General features: G+C 69.1%; 17 protein-coding genes. 8 read left to right on the forward strand and 9 right to left on the reverse strand.

Annotated features, from left to right (window positions below):
• The first annotated feature begins 97 nt into the window (after window positions 1-97).
• The gene (locus AB0A63_RS19965) at window positions 98-2,821 is read left to right on the forward strand and encodes a BTAD domain-containing putative transcriptional regulator (RefSeq protein WP_360393188.1); all 2,724 of its coding nucleotides are present in this window, start codon (window positions 98-100) and stop codon (window positions 2,819-2,821) included.
• An 88-nt stretch (window positions 2,822-2,909) separates the two neighbouring features.
• The gene (locus AB0A63_RS19970) at window positions 2,910-3,407 is read left to right on the forward strand and encodes a glutathione peroxidase (RefSeq protein WP_360393191.1); all 498 of its coding nucleotides are present in this window, start codon (window positions 2,910-2,912) and stop codon (window positions 3,405-3,407) included.
• A gap of 21 nt (window positions 3,408-3,428) precedes the next feature.
• Here the strand turns inward: AB0A63_RS19970 and AB0A63_RS19975 are convergent, their stop codons facing one another.
• Genes AB0A63_RS19975 through AB0A63_RS19985 form a run of 3 tightly spaced genes read right to left on the reverse strand, consistent with a single transcriptional unit; the run spans window position 3,429 to window position 6,062 of the window.
• The gene (locus AB0A63_RS19975; RefSeq protein WP_360393194.1) at window positions 3,429-4,076 is read right to left on the reverse strand and encodes a CoA transferase subunit B; all 648 of its coding nucleotides are present in this window, start codon (window positions 4,074-4,076) and stop codon (window positions 3,429-3,431) included.
• Between the two features lies 1 nt (window position 4,077).
• Window positions 4,078-4,854, reverse strand: a complete 777-nt coding sequence (locus tag AB0A63_RS19980; protein WP_360393197.1) for a CoA transferase subunit A — start codon at window positions 4,852-4,854, stop codon at window positions 4,078-4,080.
• Window positions 4,851-6,062, reverse strand: a complete 1,212-nt coding sequence (locus tag AB0A63_RS19985; protein WP_360393200.1) for an acetyl-CoA C-acetyltransferase — start codon at window positions 6,060-6,062, stop codon at window positions 4,851-4,853. Before AB0A63_RS19985 ends, AB0A63_RS19980 begins: the two co-directional genes overlap by 4 nt.
• Before the next feature lie 78 nt (window positions 6,063-6,140).
• On the opposite strand from AB0A63_RS19985, the gene AB0A63_RS19990 reads away from it, so the two are divergent.
• Both AB0A63_RS19990 and AB0A63_RS19995 read left to right on the forward strand, forming a co-directional pair.
• Window positions 6,141-7,028 carry a LysR substrate-binding domain-containing protein gene (locus AB0A63_RS19990; RefSeq protein ID WP_360393203.1) on the forward strand — a complete coding sequence of 296 codons (888 nt, stop codon included), beginning with the start codon at window positions 6,141-6,143 and terminating at the stop codon, window positions 7,026-7,028.
• A 1,382-nt stretch (window positions 7,029-8,410) separates the two neighbouring features.
• Entirely contained in the window at window positions 8,411-9,181 is a 771-nt protein-coding gene (locus AB0A63_RS19995) for a twin-arginine translocation pathway signal protein (protein WP_360393206.1), read from the forward strand.
• 232 nt (window positions 9,182-9,413) lie between these two features.
• Here AB0A63_RS19995 and AB0A63_RS20000 read toward each other — a convergent pair whose 3' ends face one another.
• The 3 genes from AB0A63_RS20000 to AB0A63_RS20010 are packed head-to-tail and all read right to left on the reverse strand — an operon-like array spanning window position 9,414 to window position 12,421.
• Window positions 9,414-9,569 carry a hypothetical protein gene (locus AB0A63_RS20000; protein WP_360393209.1) on the reverse strand — a complete coding sequence of 52 codons (156 nt, stop codon included), beginning with the start codon at window positions 9,567-9,569 and terminating at the stop codon, window positions 9,414-9,416.
• A gap of 30 nt (window positions 9,570-9,599) precedes the next feature.
• A complete protein-coding gene (gene cmdF / locus AB0A63_RS20005; protein WP_360393212.1) occupies window positions 9,600-11,177 on the reverse strand; it encodes a tyrosine 2,3-aminomutase in 1,578 nt (525 codons plus the stop codon).
• Window positions 11,174-12,421, reverse strand: coding sequence for an amino acid permease (locus AB0A63_RS20010; RefSeq protein WP_360393215.1), 1,248 nt, complete (start codon window positions 12,419-12,421; stop codon window positions 11,174-11,176). Before AB0A63_RS20010 ends, cmdF begins: the two co-directional genes overlap by 4 nt.
• 411 nt (window positions 12,422-12,832) lie before the next feature.
• On the opposite strand from AB0A63_RS20010, the gene AB0A63_RS20015 reads away from it, so the two are divergent.
• Window positions 12,833-13,207, forward strand: coding sequence for a hypothetical protein (locus AB0A63_RS20015; protein WP_360393218.1), 375 nt, complete (start codon window positions 12,833-12,835; stop codon window positions 13,205-13,207).
• Between the two features lie 256 nt (window positions 13,208-13,463).
• On the opposite strand, the gene AB0A63_RS20020 is transcribed toward AB0A63_RS20015, so the two are convergent.
• Both AB0A63_RS20020 and AB0A63_RS20025 read right to left on the reverse strand, forming a co-directional pair.
• Window positions 13,464-13,640: a hypothetical protein gene (locus tag AB0A63_RS20020; protein WP_360393221.1), complete on the reverse strand. Its 177-nt coding sequence runs from the start codon at window positions 13,638-13,640 to the stop codon at window positions 13,464-13,466.
• Between the two features lie 315 nt (window positions 13,641-13,955).
• A complete protein-coding gene (locus tag AB0A63_RS20025; RefSeq protein WP_360393224.1) occupies window positions 13,956-14,405 on the reverse strand; it encodes a winged helix-turn-helix transcriptional regulator in 450 nt (149 codons plus the stop codon).
• Between the two features lie 78 nt (window positions 14,406-14,483).
• On the opposite strand from AB0A63_RS20025, the gene AB0A63_RS20030 reads away from it, so the two are divergent.
• The 3 genes from AB0A63_RS20030 to AB0A63_RS20040 all read left to right on the forward strand — a co-directional run bounded on the left by AB0A63_RS20030 (window position 14,484) and on the right by AB0A63_RS20040 (window position 19,011).
• Window positions 14,484-14,735, forward strand: coding sequence for a hypothetical protein (locus AB0A63_RS20030; protein WP_360393227.1), 252 nt, complete (start codon window positions 14,484-14,486; stop codon window positions 14,733-14,735).
• Between the two features lie 73 nt (window positions 14,736-14,808).
• Window positions 14,809-17,265, forward strand: a complete 2,457-nt coding sequence (locus tag AB0A63_RS20035) for a preprotein translocase subunit SecA (RefSeq protein WP_360393230.1) — start codon at window positions 14,809-14,811, stop codon at window positions 17,263-17,265.
• A 549-nt stretch (window positions 17,266-17,814) separates the two neighbouring features.
• Window positions 17,815-19,011: a hypothetical protein gene (locus tag AB0A63_RS20040; RefSeq protein ID WP_360393233.1), complete on the forward strand. Its 1,197-nt coding sequence runs from the start codon at window positions 17,815-17,817 to the stop codon at window positions 19,009-19,011.
• 180 nt (window positions 19,012-19,191) lie between these two features.
• Here AB0A63_RS20040 and AB0A63_RS20045 read toward each other — a convergent pair whose 3' ends face one another.
• The gene (locus AB0A63_RS20045) at window positions 19,192-21,510 is read right to left on the reverse strand and encodes a beta-L-arabinofuranosidase domain-containing protein (protein ID WP_360393236.1); all 2,319 of its coding nucleotides are present in this window, start codon (window positions 21,508-21,510) and stop codon (window positions 19,192-19,194) included.
• Between the last annotated feature and the right edge of the window lie 123 nt (window positions 21,511-21,633).

The following is a 21,633-nucleotide window of genomic DNA, read 5'->3' on the forward strand; positions in this document are numbered from 1 at the left end:
CGATACAGCGAGCGGACCCGCCGGGGTGGGGACCGGCGGACGGCAGCGCAGCGTGTCCGGTCGTAACGGTCCGTGACCACCTCGGTAAGGTGGCGGCGTGAACGGTGTCAGGACCCGGTTCGCCGTGCTGGGAACCATCGAGGCGCGGTCCTGCGACGGGCCGCTCGACCTGGGCCCCGCGATGCAGCGCAAGGTGCTCGCGGTGCTGCTGGTCGGGGCGGGCGAGGTCGTGCCGGTCGACCAGGTCGTCGACGCGGTGTGGCACGACGACCTGCCGCACCGGGCGCGGGCCACGCTCTACACCTACGTCGCCCGGCTGCGGCGCGTGCCGGGCGTGGTGATCGTGCGGCGGCCGGGTGGCTACCTGCTCGACGTCGCACCGGACCACGTCGACGTGCACCGGTTCCGCGCACTCGTGCGGCAGGCCCGCGACCTGCCCGACGACGCGGCGGCAGGGCTGCTCGCGGAGGCGCTCGGGCTGTGGCGCGGCGAAGCGTTCGACGGCGCCGACACGCCCTGGTTCGCCGCGCAGCGCGCCGTGCTCGCGGACGAGCGGTTCGCCGCCCGGTTGCTCGGCACGGACATCGCGTTGCGGCGGGGCGGGCACAGCGCGCTGGTACCGGAGCTGATGGCGATGGTCGCCGAGCGCCCGCACGACGAGCGGCTGACCGGGCAGTTGCTGCTCGCGCTGTACCGGGACGGGCGGGCGGCGGAGGCGTTGCGGTGCTACGAGGACCTGCGCGTGCGGCTCGCCGAGGAGCTGGGCGTCGACCCGTGTCCCGAGCTGCGGCGCCTGCACCGGCAGATGCTCACCGACGACGCCGCGCTCGCCCTGGTCACGCCGCCTGCGGTGCCGCGCCAGCTGCCGGCGCCACCGCCCGCGTTCGTCGGGCGGGAGGGGGAGCGCGCCGAGCTGGACGGCGTGGCCGGCGGGGTGGTCGTCGTCGGCGGGCCCGGCGGGGTGGGGAAGACCTCGCTGGTCCTGCGCTGGGCGCACGACCACGCGCACGCGTTCCCGGACGGCCAGCTGCACGTGAACCTGCGCGGCTTCGACCCGTCCGCGCCGCCCGCCGCGGCCGGTGTCGTGCTGCGCGGGTTCCTGGGCGCGCTGGGCGTGCTGCCCGAGCGGATGCCCGACGACCTCGACGCCCGCAGCGCGCTGTTCCGGGAACGGGTCGCGGGACGGCGGGTGCTGGTCGTGCTCGACAACGCGCTCGACGAGGACCAGGTCCGGCCGCTGCTGCCCGGCGGGACCACCTGCCTGGTGCTGGTGACCAGCCGCAACCGGCTGACCGGACTGGTCGTGGCCGAGCAGGCCCGGCCGGTCACGGTGCCGGTGCTCACCGACGACGAGGCGGCCGCGCTGCTGACCCAGCGGCTCGGTGCGGCGCGGGTCGCGGACTCGGGCGCGGTGCACGACCTCGTCCGGCTCACGGCCGGGCTGCCGCTCGCGCTGTCCGTCGTCGCGGCACGGGCGCTGGCGCACCCCGCGTTCGGGTTGGGGGTGCTGGTGACGGAGCTGCGCGACGAACGCAGCCGCCTCGACGCGCTCGACGCCGGGGACCCGGCGTCGAGCGTGCGGGCCGTGCTGTCGTGGTCCTACCACCGACTCTCGCCCGCTGCCGCCCGGTTGTTCCGCCTGCTCGGCGCCCACCCCGGCCCGGACGCCGACCTGGCCGCCGCGGCCGCGCTCGCCGGTGCCGACCCCGGCGTCGTTCGGCCGTTGCTCGCGGAGCTGACCAGGGCGCACGTGCTGGACGAGCCCGCGCCGGGCCGGTTCGCCTCGCACGACCTGCTGCGCGCCTTCGCCCGTGCCGAGGCCGCGCCGGAGGAGACCCGGCAGGCGCTGAGCCGGGTGCTCGACCACTACCTGCACACGGGTTTCGCGGCCGAGCGTCACCTTTCGCCGCACTGGCCGCCGATCGACCTGGCCCCGCCGTGCGACGGCGTGACGCCGTTGCCGATCGACTCCTACGACGACGCGGTCGAGTGGTTCACCGCCGAACGCCCGGTGCTGCTCGCCGCCACCGCTCTGGCCGCGCGGTCCGGCTGGGACGTGCACGCCTGGCAGCTGGCCTGGGTGCTGTCGACCTTCCTGACCCGCGTCGGCCAGTGGGACGACCGGGTCGCCACGCAGCGCACCGCCCTCGCCGCCGCACACCGGCTGGGCGACCGCACGGCACTGGCCGAGGTGTCGCTGCTGCTCGGCCGCGGCACCAGCGTCGCGGGCGACCAGCCGCGCGCCGTCGAGGAGCTCACCGAGGCGCTGACGTCGTTCCGCGCCGTCGGCAACGACACCGGCGCGGGCATCGCGCACTTCTCGCTCAGCGTCGCCCACGCCCGCGGCGCCGAGCCCGCCGCGGCCCTGGAGCACGCCCGGCGGGCGCTGACCCTGTTCCGCGCCACCGGCGACCGCGCGTGGGAGTCGTTCAGCCTCAGCGCGGCCGGGTGGTTCCACGCACTGCTGGGCGACCTCGACCTCGCGGTCGAGCACAGCCTCGCCGCGTTGCGGTTGCAGGACGAGGTGCACGACCGCGACTGCGAGGCGCACACCCGGCGCACCCTCGGGTTCGTGCAGCAGCAACGCGGCGACCACGCCGCCGCCGTCAAGCACCACCGGCGCGCCTGCGCGTTGTTCCGCGAGCTGGGCGACTCCTACAGCGAGGCCGTCACGGCCGACCAGCTGGGCGACGCGCTGACCGCCACCGGCCATGCCGCGGAGGCGGTGGAGGCGTGGCAGCGGGCCGAGGCGTTGTTCGACGCGCTGGACCTCCCGGAGGCGCACGCGGTGCGCGAGAAACTGGCGCGCGTTCTTCCGTGAACCCCGACACCGCAGGTCACGGCGGTGCGGCAGAGCAAGATCGACCAGTGCCGTGTGGAGTCAGGCACCAGTGACATAGGTTCGTGCCGTGAGCATCTACGACATCCCCGTTTCCACGCTGTCCGGCGAACCCGGCGACCTGGGCCCCCTGCGCGGCAAGGTGCTGCTCGTCGTGAACGTCGCCTCCAAGTGCGGCCTCACGCCCCAGTACGCGGGCCTGGAACGGTTGCAGGGCAAGTACTCCGACCGCGGGTTCAGCGTGGTCGGCTTCCCCTGCAACCAGTTCGGCGGCCAGGAGCCCGGCTCGTCGGAGGAGATCGCGACCTTCTGCTCGGCCACCTACGGCGTCTCGTTCCCGATGTACGAGAAGGTCGACGTCAACGGACCCGGCCGCCACCCCGTCTACACGGCGCTCACCGAGCACGCCGACGCCGACGGCACCGCCGGTGACGTCCAGTGGAACTTCGAGAAGTTCCTGCTGTCCGCTGACGGGCAGGTGCTGGCCCGGTTCCGGCCGACGACCGAGCCCGAGTCCGAGGCGGTCACCTCGGCCATCGAGGCGGCGCTGGAGCTGCGCGAGTCCTGACGCGCCGCGGAAGTGGTGCGGTCACGGCCGGGCCGGCTCGCGTTCCACCACCGGCGCACCCGTCTTCGCCACGACCTCCTCCACCGGCACGCCCGGAGCGAGCTCGACGAGGTGGAACGCCCCGTCGGCGACGTCCAGGACGGCCAGGTCGGTGATCACGCGGGCCACGACCCGGCGGCCGGTCAGCGGCAGCGAGCACGACTCGACCAGCTTCGGCTCGCCCTTGCGCGTGGTGTGCTCCATGAGGACGATGACGCGCCCGGCGCCGCTGACGAGGTCCATGGCACCGCCCATGCCCTTCACCATCGCGCCGGGCACCATCCAGTTGGCCAGGTCGCCGTGCGCGGAGACCTGCATGCCGCCGAGGACGGCGGTGTCGATGTGACCGCCGCGGATCATGGCGAAGCTGGTGGGGGAGTCGAAGAACGACGCGCCCGGCAGCACGCTCACGGTCTGCTTGCCCGCGTTGATCAGGTCGGGGTCGACCTCGTCGTCGTAGGGGAACGGGCCGACGCCGAGGATGCCGTTCTCGGCGTGCAGCGTCACGGCCGAGCCCGCCGGCAGGTGGTCGGGGATCAGCGTGGGCAGGCCGATGCCGAGGTTGACGTACTCGCCGTCGCGCAGTTCGAGCGCGGCCCTGGCGGCCATCTCGTCGCGGGTCCAGGCCATGTCAGTTCGCCTCCCGGCGGGCGCGGGTGGTGCGCTTCTCGATGTCCTTGCGGGCGGCCTGCTCCGGGGTGAGCGCGACGACGCTCTGCACGAACACGCCCGGCAGGTGCACGTGGTCGGGGTCGATCTCGCCGGCCTCGACCACGCGTTCGGCCTCGACGACGGTGAACCGGCCCGCCATCGCGGCCGCGGGGTTGAAGTTGCGGGCGGCGGCGTGGAACACGCAGTTGCCCGCGCGGTCGGCGACCGCGGCCCGCACGAGCGCGGCGTCGGTGACGATCGACTCCTCCAGGACCATCTCCCTGCCGTGGAACGTCCGCACCTCCTTGGGCGGTGAGACGACCGCGACGGTGCCGTCGGCGTGGTAGCGCCACGGCAGGCCGCCCTCGGACACCAGCGTGCCGACCCCGGTGGGGGTGTAGAACGCGCCGACGCCGGAACCGCCCGCGCGCAGCCGTTCCGCGAGCGTGCCCTGCGGGGTGAGCTCGACGGTCAGCTCGCCGGAGAGGTACTGCCGGGCGAACTCCTTGTTCTCCCCGACGTAGGACGCGATCACCCGGCTGATCCGGCGGTGGTCGAGCAGCAGCCCGAGACCGGCACCGTCGACACCGCAGTTGTTGGACACGATCGTGAGGTCGTTGGTGCCCTGCTCCAGCAACGCCTCGATGAGGAACCACGGGATGCCGGCGAGCCCGAACCCGCCGACCGCGACGCTGGCCCCTGACCGGATGCCGGCGACCGCCTCCGCGGCTGAGCCGACCACCTTGTCCAGGCTCATGACCGCACCGCCTCGAAGACGGCGGCGAGACCCTGCCCGCCGCCGATGCACATGGTCTCCAGCCCGTAGCGGCTGTCCCTGCGCTGCATCTCGTGCGCCAGGGTGGCGAGGACGCGCGCCCCGGTGGCGCCGACGGGGTGGCCGAGGGAGATGCCGGACCCGTTGGGGTTCAGCCGTTCGTCGGCCGGGTCGAGCTTCCACTCGCGCAGGCAGGCGAGGACCTGGGCGGCGAACGCCTCGTTGAGCTCGATGACGCCGACGTCGTCGAGGGTGAGCCCGGCGCGGTCGAGCGCGGCGGCAGCGGCGGGCACCGGACCGATGCCCATGACCTCGGGCCCGACGCCCGCCACGGCCCACGACCTGAGCGCGAGCAGGGGGCGCAGCCCGCGCTTCTCCGCCTCGGCGCGCGTGGTGACGACGCACAGCGCGGCGCCGTCGTTCTGCCCGCTGGCGTTGCCCGCCGTGACCGTCGACTCGGGGTCGATCTTGAGCCGCACCGGCCGCAGCTTCGCCAGGTCCTCCAGCGTGGTGTCCGGTCGCGGGTGCTCGTCGCGGTCGACGACCACGTCACCCTTGCGGTGCGGGACCGTCACCGGCACCAGCTCGTCGGCGAACCGGCCCGCCTCCTGCGCCGCGCCCCACCGCTGCTGCGAGCGCACCGACAGCTCGTCCTGCTCCTCGCGGGAGATGCCGTACTCGCGGCGCAGGTTCTCCGCGGTCTCCAGCATGCCGCCGGCCACCGGGTGGAACCGGCCACCGGCCGTCTCGCGTGCCCGCACCAGCCGGTCCATCAGTTCGACGCCGCCGCTCTTGACGCCGGTGCGCAGCCCGAGCGCGTAGTGCTCCACCTGCGACATCGACTCGACCCCACCGGCCACGACGACCCGCGCGGCACCGGTCGCGACCTGGCCCGCCGCGTACAGCACGGCCTGCAGCCCCGACCCGCAGCGCCGGTCGACCTGCACACCCGGCACCCCGACGCCCAGCCCGGCGTCGAGCGCGGCGATCCGGCCGATCGCGGGTGACTCGCCGTTCGGGTAGCACTGCCCGAGCACGACGTCGTCCACGTCGCCCTCGCCCAGCCCGGTGCGGCGAACCAGTTCCTTCAGCAGGGTGGCCGCCAGGTCGGTGGCGCTCAGCGGTGCCAGTGCGCCGCCGAACCTCCCGACCGGTGTGCGGAGGGGCGCGCAGATCACGACGTCGGTCATGCCCTCGACGCTAGATCGTCGCGTCCATATCTGGAAATACTCATTTCACGTCGGCTGAGACTCTGTGAGTATCAATGCGTGGAACTCCGCCATCTGCGCTACTTCGTCGCCGTCGCCGAGGAACGGCACTTCGGCCGGGCCGCCGAACGCCTGCACATGGCCCAGCCGCCGCTGTCGCAGCAGATCCAGCAGCTGGAGGCGGAGCTGGGCGTGACCCTGCTGCGCCGCACCACCCGCAAGGTCGAGCTCACCCGTGCCGGCGCCGTCTACCTGGACCGCGCCCGCGCCGTGCTGGCCGCCGTGGACGACGCCGGTGCCGAGGCCCGCCGGGTCGCCGCCGGGCTGGAGGGGCGGCTCGTCGTCGGCTGCGTCGGCTCCGCCACCTACAGCCTGCTGCCCGCCCTCGCCCGCACCCTGCGCGAGGAGCTGCCCGACGTGGACTTCGCGTTCCGCGGCGAGATGCTCGCCCCCGACCAGGTTGCGGCGCTGCTGGCCCGCACGATCGACCTCGCCCTGCTGCGCCCGCCGGTCGACCACCCGTCGGTGCGGCTGAGCACGGTCCGCCGCGACCGCCTGATCGTCGCACTGCCCGAGGGTCACCGCCTGGCCCGCCGCCGCCGGTTGGGCATCGCGGACCTGGAGACCGAGGACCTGGTCGTGCACGCCTCCGGCGGCCGGTCGGTGATGCACGGGATCGTCGCGCGGCTGTGCCGTGCCGCCGGGTTCGAGCCGCGGGTGCGGCACGAGGTGTCGGAGACCTCGACCCTGGTCACGTTCGTGGCGTCCGGTCTCGGGGTGGCGGTGGTGCCGGAGCCGGTGGCCGAGCTGGGCGTCACCGGCACGGTCTACCGGCCGTTGACCGGGGAGCACCGCATCGACCTCGCCGCCGCCGTGCGGGTGGACGACGACTCGCCGGTGCTGGCGCGAGCGCTTGCGGTGCTCGGTGAGCTGACCCGGCAAACCTGAACGCGACCGTCACTTTCGATCTTGCTGTGACTGTCCACATTGGTCCTTACTGGCCGGTAGCCCGCTATTTGGGAGGATTTGGGGAGAATCGGTTTGCGCGGGGCGAAATGGGGTTGCGTTGCCTCAAGCGAATTGCACCCTCCGTTTGGGTGTTCTTCCTGGTCGCGGTCGGCGTGTGACGGCGTTGTCCGAGCGCGGCAGAGCCTGGTGATCTCATGGGTCGTGCACCTGCAGCGCTGGGCTGTGATCAGTGTGGTGACATCGCGGTGTTCCTCGCGCGGTGGTCATCTAGGTGATCCAGAGGACACATCTGGTCACTGAGGACCGGAAGCCGTTCAACGCTTTGACCTGCGGCTTGGCTCGACCGAGCGCAGGTCGGGTCGGTCCGAGGACTACTTATGTGTGAACTATGGCAACGATACCGCGCTGACCTGCGAAAACAAGACTCCTGCAGGTCGGCGCGGGTCTGTTCAGGTCCATTGAGGACCATTGAGGCATGTTCAACGCACGAAGTTGCTCCCAATCTGCTCTCACTCCGTGCTCCCAAGGCTCACGCAGCGGTCCGAACGCGACAAGCCGGGCGATCCCTCTGAATATGCTTGAGGGCCGCCCGCTTGTCATCCGCAGGTTGCGGGCGGCGCGGTGGCTCGATCCCCGAAGCGGTCGATCAGTTCTGCCGGATAATCGTCGAGCACGTAGTAATGCTGAACGCAGGCGATGTACTTCCCGCCGCTGAGGATGTTCTCCAGCCGCCCTGGGAGTCCACGAACCAGGCTGTCTCGTTGGACATGCGCAGCACCCAGTTCCGGGCGTTGATGGGGAGTTCGATGGTCGGTTGGGTGTGGTCGCACTTCACCGGGTAGCCGGACTCCTGCCCCACGGGATCGTGGTTGCGAAGTCTCGCAGCATGTAGCGGCGATTGAGACAGGAAATGGTCTCCGCGTCGGTTGTGCTCATCCACCCCAACCTGGAAGGGCACCGTCAACGTCTTCCAGGGTTGGTGGCGTGGGTGCGCGGTCGGGGCTCGAATGCCCGATCCGGAGACACCGATCTGCGTGCGCAACCTGTAGGTGTCCGTGACCACGTCGAGGCGCCGCGACAGTCGCCGTGCCGCCGTCCGGCGGTAACAGCGTGATGAAGATATAGCTGGGAACGGTCCGGACCACGTGAATTGCCCCATGTGCAATGACTGCGGATTCCGATGATCGGCCTATCAGTCCCACGAACGGTATTTCGTGATGGCGGCAGACGGGTGAATCCTCTCGACAGCGATTCTGGCGGTCTTGGACAGTTCCATCGTGCGCGGTTTCCTGCAACCACTCACCACATGCATTCCGTTCCCACCACGCACAGCGAACGGTATGCCCGGAAGGAAAAATTCCATGCACGACGACGATGAGCCGGTAGGCCGTGTACTCGGCCGACGGCAGGCGCTGATCCTGCTCGGCGCCGCAGGCGCGACGCTCACGGTTGCGGGATCTCCCGTGGCCGGCGCCACCCAAACAGCTGGCGGCCCCGAGGTCTGCGCACCGGCGCTGAACTGCGTGGTCAAGCCGGAGCAGATGGAAGGTCCTTATTTCGTCGACAGGATGCTCAACCGGTCCGACATTCGAACCGACCCGGCCACCGGTCGGCCGTCGCCCGGAACGGCGCTGACGCTCAACTTCACCGTCCAGTCGGTGCGCCCAGGACAGTGCACCCCCCTGCCCAACGCCACAGTGGACATCTGGCAGTGCGACGCGTTCGGGCTTTACTCGGACATCCCGTCACAGGGAAGTTCCGGTCGCCGTTTCCTGCGCGGCTATCAGAACACCAACACGGATGGGAAGGCCCAATTCATCACCATCCTGCCCGGCTGGTACACCGGCAGGACCCTCCACATCCACATCAAGATCCGGACGACCGGCACCAACGGCCGTCCGTACGAGTTCACGTCACAGCTGTACTTCACAACCGCGTTCGGTGCGGCCTACCTCCAGACCCAGCCGTACGCGCGTAAAGGCCCTGCGGACACCACCAACAACAGGGACTCCATTTACCTGAGGGGTGGTGCCCAGATGGTGCTGAACCCCACCAGCACCGGGACCGGCTACAGCGCGGACTTCGCGATCGGTCTCGACCTGTCCAACACCCAGGTCGGCCTCCCCGACTGATCGGGACGTTCGCCGGGCCTTCTTGACTCGTCGTACTCGGCCCTTCCAGTCCGAGTAGGACGGTCAGATCGCCGGCAGGGAAGGGAAGTGGTACCGGCAGGTCCCGACTGCCCTTGACCGGGCACTGGTGCTTCCGGGGTGGCCTTCATGAGTGGGCTGCTGCCGCCGACCGGGATCGCCTTGCAGGTCGAAGGCCGTGGGTTGCGCGGTTTGTCGATGCGCGGTGAGGTCGTCAGCACCGGCTGCGCCGCGAACCGCGCTCACCGGACGACACCTCGACCGGGCACATCCCGATCTCGATGATCTCCGTCGACTCGCCCGGCGGCGGTGTTCCCGCCCAACAGGTCGCCTCGACGTCGACGATCAGCACGTGGTCAACCACCATCACGTGCTGATCGTCCCCGGTGTGTGAAGCCGATCAGTTGAGCTCCACCCCGACAGCGGACACGAACTCACCCGCCGCGACAGCGGCGGCGACGGCCTCGATGTCGTCCGCCATGAACCGGTCCTCAGCCAGAGTGGGCACCAACGACCGGACCTTCGAGTACGTGGCCGCAGACTGCGGGCTCAGCCCGGACCGCCGCCCCGCCACGTCCACGGCCTGAGCGGCCGCCAGGTACTGCACGGCGAGAATCCGGGTGTTGTTGGACAGCACGCGGCGGGCGTTGCGTGCCGAGATCAGGCCCATGCTGACGATGTCCTGGTTGTCCCCGTTGGACGGCACGCTTTGCGTGGACGCGGGGCCGATCGTCCTGTTCTCCGCGACCAGCGCCGTGGCCGGGTACTGCGCCCCGGCGAACCCGCTGTTCAGACCCGGATCGCCGGCGACGAGGAACTCCGGCAGGCCGTAGTTGAGGTGCCTGTTCAACAGCCGGTTCGTCTGCCGTTCGGACAGCACACCCAGCTGCGTCAACGCGATCGTCACGTAGTCCATGGCAAACGCGATCGGCTGGCCGTGGAAGTTGGCGCCGTGGAAGATCTCCCTGCCCTCGAAGAACAACGGGTTGTCGTTCGACGAGTTGAGCTCGATCTCCAGCTTGCGCACGGCGTCGTGCAACGTGTCCCGCACCGCGCCGGCCACCTGCGGGACGGCGCGCATGGTGTACGCCTTCTGCAGGTAGACCTCCGTGCGCTGCACGTCCTTGCCGTCGTGCCCCTCCTCCAGCTCGCGCCGCAGGTCGGCGTGCTCGACGGTCAACAAACTGCCCGCGAGCAACGCCCGCAGGTTCGCGGCCGAGGCGATCTGGCCGGGGTGCGGGCGAGCGATGTCGTGACCCTCGGCCAGAAACGGGCTGGTGGAGCCGCGCAACGCCTCGATCATCAGCGCGGTCACGATCTCCGCCTGCCGCACCTGTTCCAGTGCCCGCGCCACGACCAGCGAGCCGAGGCCGGTCATCGCGGACGTGCCGTTGATCAGTGCCAGACCCTCCTTGAAGCGCAGCTCCAGCGGCTCGATGCCCCTGGCCCGCAACACCTCCCCGGTCGGCACGGGCTTGCCGTCGCGCAGCACGTAGCCCTCACCGATGACCGTGCTCGCCACGTGGGCGAGCGGCGCGAGGTCACCGCTCGCGCCGAGCGAGCCGATCTCCGGGATGGCGGGCGTGATGTCCGAGTTGAGGTACAACGCCAAGCGCTGCAGCACTTCCGGCCGCACCGCCGAATACCCCTTCGCCAGTGCGTTCAGCCGTGCCGCCACGATCGCGCGTGCCTCGTCGACGGCGAACAGCGAGCCGACGCCCGCGCTGTGGCTGCGCACCAGGTTCGTCTGCAGTTCCACCTCCTTCGCCACGTCGACGCGCATGTAGATCATTTCGCCGTAGCCGGTGGTCACGCCGTAGATCGGGATGTTCTGCCGGGCGATGTCCTCGAACATCGCGCGGCTCTTGGCCGCCTTCGCGAGCGCGGCCGGTGCGACCGCGCACTCCTGCTTCAGCTCCGCGACGGCGCGGATGCCCGCGATGTCGAGGTGCTCACCGTCGAACTCGACCAGACTCAACTGATTCCCCTTCTCAGTGTGGTTGCGAGCAGCAGCACGGCGAGCGGGTACAGCAACGCCCACCCGCCGAACGGCAGCACCAGCAGGCACCCCAGAAACGTGACCACGGCGCAGACACGGCCGATGTCGTCGGGTGGCAGCACCTTCACAGCGGCCGCGGTGCCCGCCAGGTACAGCACGAGGAACGTGGCGCTCGGCCACCCCAGCAACTCCCCGAGATCAGGTCGCAGCAGTGCGTCCGCGAGCAGCACCACCGCGAAGAAAACTCCCAGGCACGCCAACGCGACCCACGGCGTGCGGTGCCGGGAGTGCAGCCGCGCCAACGCTTTCGGTAGCTCGCCCACGCGCGCCTGGGCGTACAGAAGGCGGGAGAGGCCCGCGATGTTCGTGTGCACGGCCACGAACGCGCAGGCCAGCGCGAACACCGCCGTCGCCACCCCTGCCGCCCGGCCGAACGCGGACGCGGCGACCACGCTCATCGGTGCCAGCCCGTTGCCCTGCAGGTACGCGCCGGTGCCGATGGTCACGAACGCCGCCGCGCAGTACAGCACCGAGAGCACGATCGACGCGATCCCCATGCTGAGCGGCAGATCGCGTCCGGGGCGGCGGAAGTCCTCCGCGAGGTGCACGACCATCTCGAACCCGATGTAGGACCAGAAGATCAGCAGAGCGGCCGCTCCGACCGTCACCCACCCGTTCGGCACGAACGGCGTCAGGAACCCGGACCGCACATCGGGCAGTCCGGCGACGGAGATCGCCGCGATCACCGCACCCACGGCGGCCACAGCCCCGGTTTGCACCGCCGCGGACGCCTTCAGCCCTCGCGAGTTGAGCCACAGCGACACGAACAACAGCACCAGGGCCAACACCGAGGCGGCAGCGTCGGGCAGGCCGAAGTACGACGTCACGTAATGCGCGCCGACCAGCGCGATCACCGGCACGGACAGCGGCACCGAGGCGAGGAACCACCAGCCGCAAACACGGGCGCACCGAGGCCCGAAGGCGTGCGAGACGTAGGCGATGATGCCTCCGGCGTCCGGGATGCGCGCCCCGGCCCGGCCCAGCGCCACTGCCAACACCAGCCCGAACAACGACATGGCCCCCCACGCGACGAGCGCGGCCGGTCCCGCGGTCCGTGCGGTCAACGCCGGCAGCACCAGCACGCTCGGTCCGAGCACCGCGCCGACGGCGAGCGCGGTCCCGGCGGGCACGGTCAAGTGCCGGCGCAGGCCGGTTTCCCCCATGAAGGATTCCACCCCAATGAGATAACAGTGTGTGATTGACCCACTTCGTACCGTAACCACATCGGGGTTGGTTCGTCGAGGTTCCAACCGAATCAGTCCACGCCTTCAAGCGTTCAGCGACGCCGCCCAGGCACTGGCGAGCTCGAAGAGTGATCAGGAGCGGTGGGCGGGCATCCTTCGACAGTGGGATGTCGTCACCGATCTCAAGCAGCACTCGGTCACCCTGGCCTCCGAACGCGCAGGAGTAGAGCAGGAGATCAAGCTCGCCCGGCAAACGCTGGAGGAGCGGCGCACCCAGGTGATCGAGGCGCTCAGCAAGGAGTTCGCCGACACCGTCAGAAGGATCGGAATCCCCGACGTCAACTCGGCGGCCATCGACCCGAAGAAGTACCTACCCGTGATCAATGAGGGGTGTTCTCCGAGAACAACCAGCTGGCCGGCGGCATCACAACCGCGACGCAGATCGCCTACTGGTGTTCACTCATCTCGGTCGCGCTACGCACCCCTGGCTCGCCCTACCCCATGTTCCTGCTGATCGACAGCCCTCGCATGGCGCTCAACACCGCCACTGACGTCAGCAAGGCCATGTACGCACGGCTCACCACGCTCGTCGGCACTTTGCCTGGCCGACTGCAGGTGATCATCGCCGACAACGAGCTGCCCAACGACTACCGCGGAAGCTACGCCCAGATCAACATCAGCTACAACAGGCCAGCCGTCTACACCATCGCGCACCCAGGCCCGAGCGCAGTCGAACCTATCGGGACAGACGCGAGCGACGACTAAGCACCACCTGCCTCCGTGCCGAGATCGACCGTCCACGGTTGGAATGACTGCGCCGCAACGAATCAGCCTTGTGGTGCGTGCACACCCCGCGCTGATATCCGGCTTCGGCATGATCGACGTGCCGTGATCGCCGAGGGCGGAGTATCGGCGGCTGCTTTGAACAGCCCTGCCGTCCAAGACCGTGCGGGAGTGAACAGGCGACACCGCGCGGCCTGGTGGGCCCAGTTGACAACCTGGGCCCACTAAGCCGCTCGCACTAGTGGACCAACGTGTGCGCGACGATCAGCGCACCTGCCACGGCGCCGAGGCCAGCGAGCACCGCCGCAGGAACGTTGCCGTACGCCAAGAAAGTCAACGAGCCGGCGACAACCCCACAGACGAAGGCGATCAGAAAGATCACCGCCGTGCGGAGGCTGATGAACTCCGGCGCCACAGTGGCGGTGGCCAGGTGCTGCGGGCACGCGCTCCCCACAGAAGGGTGAGCGCTGGGGGAAGAGGTAGGGCCACAGGTCATTTGGTGCTCCCGTCTACTTAACCGCAGCCTTCAGCGACTGCTGAAGTCCACTGCGCATCAAGTGACCCAAAATGGGAGCGCCATCCTGCGACGCCTCTCCAGGTTGGCATGACGATGTAGGTTTGACAAGCGAGCCATTACGGCTCGACATCGGGCCGATTCAACTACCTTATGGATCAAGGTTCGTCACGCGCACCAGCCTGCTGTGCCCACGGCGGGCAAGCGGCCGGCTCGTCACCCGCTCCACTCCGGACCACTGCGTTGTGGCCGACGTTCCCTCCAGGAGTCCCTCCGACTCGAAGAGGGCGTCGGGCCGCACGTCCACCCGTGAGCTGTGGCTGGCACTGCACCTGGCCGTCTGCGGCGAGGGTCTTCATCGTGACGTAGCTGTTCACGGCCGCGACGCTGGGTAGTCCGGCGATCTTGTTGGCGTGGAAGTCCTCGTAGGCGGCGGCTGCGGCCGACCGCGGCGGGACCCACCACGACCCGGTAGCCGTGGATAACGCCGATCTCCTCCAGCCTGCGGATTCGGCGCAGGCAGGGTGACGGCGACAGGCCGACCCGGTCGGCGAGCTCGGCGTTGCTGATCCGGCCATCCTGCTCAGCGATCGCCCCGGCTTCCGCTCGGTCTCGTGCGCCTGGCCGCCGGTGCCGAGCACACCGCCGACCTGGTCGCGGACGCACTGGCCGCGCGCTTTCCTGATTTCACAGAGGAGAACCCCGAAGACAAGAACCCTGATCACCGGCGGCACCGTGATCACCATGGACCTGGCAACCGGCGATCTCGCCAGCGGCGACGTGCTGATCACTGACGGCGTGATCACCGAAGCCGCCGAACAGATCGACGCGCCGGACGCCGAGGTCATCGACGCGACCGGCCGAATCGTCCTGCCGGACTTCGTCGACATCCACCGGCACACTTGGCAGACGCAGTTCTGCGGGCTCGGCGCCGACTGGACGTTCGACGACTACATGACGATGATCGCAAGCGCGGCTCGCGTCGAGCGTTGTTAGGCCTATTTGGCCACAAAGTGGACAGCTCGCGTACTCCGCAAATCCACTTGGCCCAACGTGATTCACTTCTAACATGAAAGGTAAGTCCCGCCGCCGCGCCGCGCGGAAGCAGCGACAGAAGCAGGCACGACTGGCTGAGGCTGTGCCCTTTGACGTGCACACGCTCACAGTTCTCGACTCACTGACGGCGATGGAGAAGCTGATCCAGTCGTTCACGCTGTCTGACGACCCCGCAGCGAGTATCGGCGCGACGTTCGACGAAGCCGTCAACCAACTCGTCGCCGACGTCCGCCAGTTTGAACCGCTGCGGCTCGTCGAGGTCGCCCGACTCATGTTCCTGCCGTCGAGTTTCGGCGGTCCACCTGTGTCAGCTCTCGACGCAGTCGCCGCCCACGTCGAACTCCTGGCCTTGATCGCGCTGGCCGCCGAAGGACCCAATGGTTCCGGTGGCTCCGGCAGCAACCTGTCGACGACCGAATTCGTGCCCGCAGCGAAGAGCCAGCTCGACCACCTGATGCACTTGTCGCAGCTGCGCGTCATGGCGACGACGAATCCCGCCGACAAGCTCGCCATGATCTCGACCTACGTCCGGGGCAACGAGGTCTGGATGCGCAGCACCTCCTACGCTGACGTGGCCGAGGCAACCGTCCACAGCCTCTTCGAGGATTGCCCAGAGGTTCGGCAAGCGCTCCTTGCCGATCTCGGCTTCTCCGCCGCGGATGTCCTGGCGGTGCTGCAAAGTTGTCACGACATCCAGGTCGCCAAGTTGAACACCCGCATGCAGGCGATGTTCGAGTCCGTTGACATCGCGGTGAACTCGACGGCCGAAACCGGGCCGGACCCAGTGCTGCGGGACGCCGCACAAGAGCAGTTCTCCGCGATGTGGGAGCCCGCGATCGAGACGGTCACGGCAGGGATCGAGGAGATCGCAGCAGCAACAGGACAGCCGACTGACCGTGTCAGCGCGATCGTGGACCAATTCCACCTCGATCTCGCCACAAGCACTCCCGCCGAAGTCACGGACGACTTCATGGCCGGCAGGAACCCTCTGCGCACGCACCCTGTGCTGGTCCACGACAGCGGTCGCATCATGCTGCCGCACAGCGCTCTCATCGCGGGGGCGATCAAGGAGAACTTCGAGGAGCACCTCAAGTCCTCGCCGGTTTGGGAAACCTACCGCAAACACCGCGGCGATCTCCTCGAAAGCCGGACGCGGGCCGCACTCGAGAAGGTCCTTCCTGGCGCGAGCCATCGCGGCGGCACAGAGCGCTTCGAGTACTTCATCCCAGCAACCCCGAAGGAGCAAACAGCAGGAGATCCCGACAAGTACACCAAGCGCGTCGAGGGCGACCACCTCTTTCTCCTCGACGACGTGGCGATCATCGTCGAGGACAAGGCCAACGCGCTGAGCGCGCTGTCACGTGGCGGCAAGGTCAACCGCATCAGGACCGACCTCACCAGCATCATCTCCAAGGCAGCCGAGCAGGCCGGCAGACTGCGCGATCTGATCGAAGGCGACGGCGGTGTCCGAGTCGAGGGCGAAGGCTGGGTCGACCTGACGCACATCCGGGAGATCCACACGATCACGGTGAGCCTCGACGACCTGTCGAGTGTCGCCACGGCGACCGCCGAACTCGTTCGAGCCGGACTGCTCGCGCCGGAGAACATCTGCTGGACCGTCTCGATTCACGATCTGGAACTCATCGCGGAGCTCATCGACCGGCCCGCGGAGTTCCTGCTGTACCTACGACGGCGCCGCAACCCACAGGTGACGGTGCTGTACGCCGCGCCGGACGAACTCGACCTGTTCCTCTACTTCTTCGAGTCGGGGCTGTGGGTCGAGCCGGACCCCGACCAGGAGCGCGCAGCGTTTCCATTCCTCCCCGAACCCGAAACCGCTCAACGCCGCCGCTACCGTGGGCAAGTTAGGTCGTTGATCACGTCTCGCACCGACCCGCTCGACCGGTGGCACGACGCCAAGCTGAACGGCGCGGACGCCTCAGCGCTGAAACCCACCATGGTCGAGGCTCCGCTCGCACCACTCGCCGACCTCCTCCAGACGCAAGGCGTCTATGGGTGGCTCAGCATCGGCGCCACCCTTCTCTCGGGAGCTTTCGAAGCCCAGCACAAGCTGGCCGGCTCGGCGCAGCGTCTGCTGTCGGAACCGCGGAGCGACGGCCAAGGCCGCAGCCTCACCTGGCCCGTCACCGGCACAGTGGAACCCGCAGAGGGATGGTTGCTCGTGTGGGCCACTCATCCTCCGCACGAAAGTCTCGCGAAAGCTCACAAGCGTCTGGCCGGATACCTGAAGGTCAAGAAGCACCAGCTGTCCCTGCCGAGGGCGGTCGCCTTCCTGTACGACGAGGCAACCCGACAACTTCAACACGTCCAGTACGACGGCGAGATCGGCCCACTTCCCGATGAACTCAAACCGTGGCTGGGCAGTCTTCAACCGCCGGAGGCCATGTATCCGATTCTGCAGTCTGCACGCGGGCGACGACGAAAGAAAGCGAAGCGCGCCACGAGATGATCTTCCGCAACGGACGGTCTACACTGCTGAAGCAGTGGAAAGCGGCGTCGACGCAGAGCCTGAGTGACTCCCATAAGACCTCTCCGGCGGAGCACCCCCGCCTTCCTGGTTGTTTAAGGCACTCCCACGGTCGCTCTCCTGGAGAGGATCGCCTGCGGTGGGGACGGGTCCGAGCGTCCCGTCCCCCAGGCCGCTACTCGGGCGCGGAGAGGCCGAACGATGCCTCCACCACCAGACTGCCGGAACAAAACCGCTGTTCAGCCCTGTTCCCATCCTTTGGTGCTCCTGCCGGGGACTCGAACGCACACCACGCCGTCGCTGGACCATCGACGACCACTTGATTCGCGTACAGGCGTTCGACGCCCGCAACGGTAGGTACAAGCTGAACATGGGAGGAGATTGGGAGAAGGCAAGGTGTGGCAATAGGATTGAGATGCTTTCAAGTGCATCCAACTGCATCGCCACGACCAGTTGCTTCAGCGTTCGCGCAAGCCAGGCGATGATCTGGCCCACCCTGAAGGTGTGGTTCCTGAGAGGAGAGGTCAGCCGATGAGCCGGTCCGATGTGGACGTGCACGTGCTCGGCGACGACAGCGCGCCGGTGGTCGGTGAGGTGGAACGGATCTGCGCTCACGCCGACCCGGTCGTCCGCAACCTGCAGATCACCCACTGCTACCACCGGTTGTCGCGGGCGTTGGCCGCGCGCACCGGCGGGGGCGCGAACTGGTGCACCTTCGCGGTGTGGGCGTCGAAGCAGGTGGGGCAGTCGATCCGGCAGGAGGACCTGGCGCGCACGGTCGAGCGGCTGCTCAAGGCCTCGCCCGAGGTGGCCGCCGGCGTGGACCTGGTGGTGCGCGGGCTGCGGCGGGGTGTGCCGCGGGAGGTGCTGGAGCACGCGCACGGCGTGGTGCGGCAGGCCGTGCTGACGACCGCGCGGCTTGACGACGTCAGTGCCGCGGCGGCGCGGGGCAACCTCAAGGTCTTCGAGGAGGTCGCGCGGGAGTTCGCCCGGTTCCTGGCCGGGTTCAGCGGCGGTGCGGACGAGCCGATCGGGGAGTTCCGCGACTCGCTGCGGTCCGGTGAGCCGCCGGAGGGGCAGCGGTACCTGCGCCAGGCCTTCGGCCGGTACCACCGGGCGATGACCACCGACGACCCCAAGCAGCGCGCGGAGTTGCTGTTGCTGGCCAACATCGAGGTCGGCCTGCACGAGCAGACGCGGTTGCAGCCGGAGATCGCCGCCGCGATGCAGGCGCCCGTGGTCGACCCCCGCGAGCTCGAACGGCGGCTGTTCGAGCTGCTGCTGCCCGGCAACCGGGTGGTGCGGTGGCTGCGCAAGGCGGTGTTGTTCGTGCTCGGCCGCCGGACCGTCGTGCGCATCGCCACGGAGCAGCTGGCCGACCAGGCGCGTGCGGTGGTCCGCCGTGCGGTGACCCGGCACCTGATGACGCTGGCGTTGCCCGGTGGTGAGGTGCTCGACCTGAGCGACGACCTGCCGGCCGTGTTCCCGCCGCTGCTGGCGGAGCCGGCCGACCCGGAGCTGCTGGCGTTGCTCGCGCAGGTTGACCCGACACCGGACAGCCTGCGTGACACGGCCGCGCGGGACTGGGCCGACCTGCCGGACCGGATGCACTACATCGCCGACATGTTCCGTTGCCACGCGGTGCGCGACGACCTGCTCGGCGCGCCGTTCACGGCCGAGCAGGTCGAGGCGCTGACCTCCGGGCGGCGCCCCGGCGGCCCGCTCTGACCCCCTGCTCCACCCGCATCTGCAAGTACCACCAACTCAAGATCATCGAGCACTTTTCCACTACCAACTCGTCCTCCCGTCACCTGCTGCTTCGGCGACCGGCGAACAGGTTGGGTGCAGTCAGCGGCGGTTTGATCAAGAGTTGGTGGTACTTGCAGATGCCCGGGGCAAGCAGGGGAGTTAGTTCTGGACCAGGCGCCAGCGGTTGTCCGCGCTGCCGTTGTCCGGGTCCTGCACGATCTGAGCGCCGGCGGCGGTGGAGCCGTTGAGGACGCCGAGCAGCTTGCCGCTGTTGGCGTTGCGGACCTTGTAGGTGCCGTCGCCCTGCGGCAGCAGCGTCCAGCGGTGGTCGGCGGTGCCGTTGTCCGACCACTGCAGGACGCGGGCGTTGTCGGCGGTGGACATGTTCTCCACGCCCAGCACCTTGCCGCTGTGCACGTTGCGCAACCGCACGTCGGCGCCGTCGGTGACGATCTGCCAGTTGTGGTCGGCGGTGCCGCTGTCGTGCCACTGCACCGCCAGCCCACCGTCCGAAGTGGACATGTTCTGCACGCCGAGCACCATGCCGGTGGCGACGTTGACCAGCCGGTGGCTCGTCGTGCCACCACCGCCGCCGGCGTTCCAGTAGACGGTGTAGTTGAAGCCGTGCGCGTCGTGGAACGGCCCGAGGTTGACCTGCGTGCCGTTCGCCGTCGCGGTGAACGCCAGTGCCGACGAGCTGGTGCGCGTCACGGAGCTCACGTTGAGCGACGGCAACCCCGACAGGCTGGAGTTGCCGTAGTTGCCCGCCAGCACCGCCGGGCCGTAGGTGAGCGCGACCACGTTCGAGTTGTCGTTGGCCGCCTGGGCGATCACGCGCATCGGCAGCTTCAGCACCACCACGTCACCGGAGGTCCACGACCGGGTCAGCGACGCGTAGGAACCGGGCGTGGCGGTCACGTCCTGCGCGGCACCGTTGACGCTGATGGTCGCGCCCGACGTCCAGCCGGGGATGCGGAACCGCATCGTCCACGACCCGCTGACGTTGCCGGTGACGGTGAACGTCGTCGTGTCGCTCGCCGGGTAGGTCGTGGCCTGGGTGACCGTGATGCCGCGCGCCGACCACGTCAGCACCGACGGCGCGTACAGGTTCACCGTCAGCGTGGTGCCGCTGTAGAAGTAGATCGAGTCGGCGAGCTTGGTGTTGTTCTCCAGGCCGGTGCCCTGGCAGCACCAGAACGTGGTGTAGTCCGTGCTCCAGTTGCCGCCGCCCCACGCCGGTCCGGTGTTGCCGCGCCGGTGACCGGGGTTGAGGCCGGTGAAGTAGCAGATGTGGCCGTGCGGGTCGGCCGGGTTCTGCTGGCCGATCAGGTGGTTGATCAGGGCGCGCTCGTAGTAGTCGAAGTACGCGGCCCTGTTCGGGTCGAGCAGCCACAGCTCCCGCGTCAGCTTCAGCATGTTGTAGGTGTTGCACGCCTCGCACGCGTCGGTGTTGAGGTACGCGGCGATCGCGTTGGGGGAGCGGAAGTGCTCGGCCTGGCTGTTGCCGCCGATCACGTACGTGTGCGCGCCGACGGTGATGTTCCAGGCGTTCGAGGCGATGTCGCGGTACCGGGTCGTGCCGGTCGCCTTGTACTCGCGGGCCGCGCCGATCCACTTCGGCACCTGCGTGTTGGCGTGCAGGCCGGCCAGCCGGTCCTGGTTGGCCGCCAGCGGGTCGAAGACCGAGGCGTGGTCGAACCGCTGGGCCGTCGCGAGCCAGCGGGAGTCGCCGGTCTGCTGGTACAGGTCGGCGAGCACGGCGTTCATGCCGCCGAACTCGGTGCCCAGCACGCGCTGCATCACGCTGTAGGACAACCGGGACGTGCGCCAGTCCACCCAGCCGGCCAGGCGCAGCAGCACGTCGCGCGCCTGGTTGTTGCCGAGGTAGCGCCACGCGTCGAGCAGCCCGGCGAGGGTCTTGTGCATCGAGTAGTACGACACGGCTTTCGGCGAGCCGGACTCCATCGCGTCGAAGTCCGACTCCGGGAAACCGGCCAGGTACCCGGTGTTGAACCCGGCCGCACCGTTGTTCGCCTGGCACTTGGCCAGTTCCGCGACCATGTAGTTCGCTTTGTCACGGCACGTCGTGTCGCCCAGCATCGCCCACGCCTGCGCCCACGCCGTGAGGAAGTGGCCCTGGCTGTGCGTGCGGAACGGGAAGTTCGGCGCCTCCCAGCCACCCAGCGCGGCGGCGCCGTTCGTCGACAGCCGGTGGTTGGCGCGGAAGTTGTAGAGCAGCCGGTCCACGTCGACGAACCGCAGGTACGACAACGTCCGGTTCTGGTTCTCCTGCCACCGCCCGGACGTCAGCCGGACCTCGGACAGGTCGAAGGCGTAGGCCGACACCCCCGCGTCACCGCGCACCGGCGGCACCGCGGCCGCTTGGGCCGCGGCGGAGACCAACGAGGGTGCGGTGGTCGCGACCGCGACCACGCCCGCTGCCTGGAAAAGCCTGCGTCGACTCAACGATGAGGACATGGCGCGCTCCGGTTGCTCGGCGAGTGGTGCGACGTCGCACCGTCGTGGCTCCGCGACCGAATGTAGCCACGACCTCACCGACCGGTCAACGGTTCGATGTGAGCGCTAACGTCTGTGGTGAGG

Source organism: Lentzea sp. NPDC042327 (assembly GCF_040647275.1).
GTDB lineage: Bacteria > Actinomycetota > Actinomycetes > Mycobacteriales > Pseudonocardiaceae > Lentzea.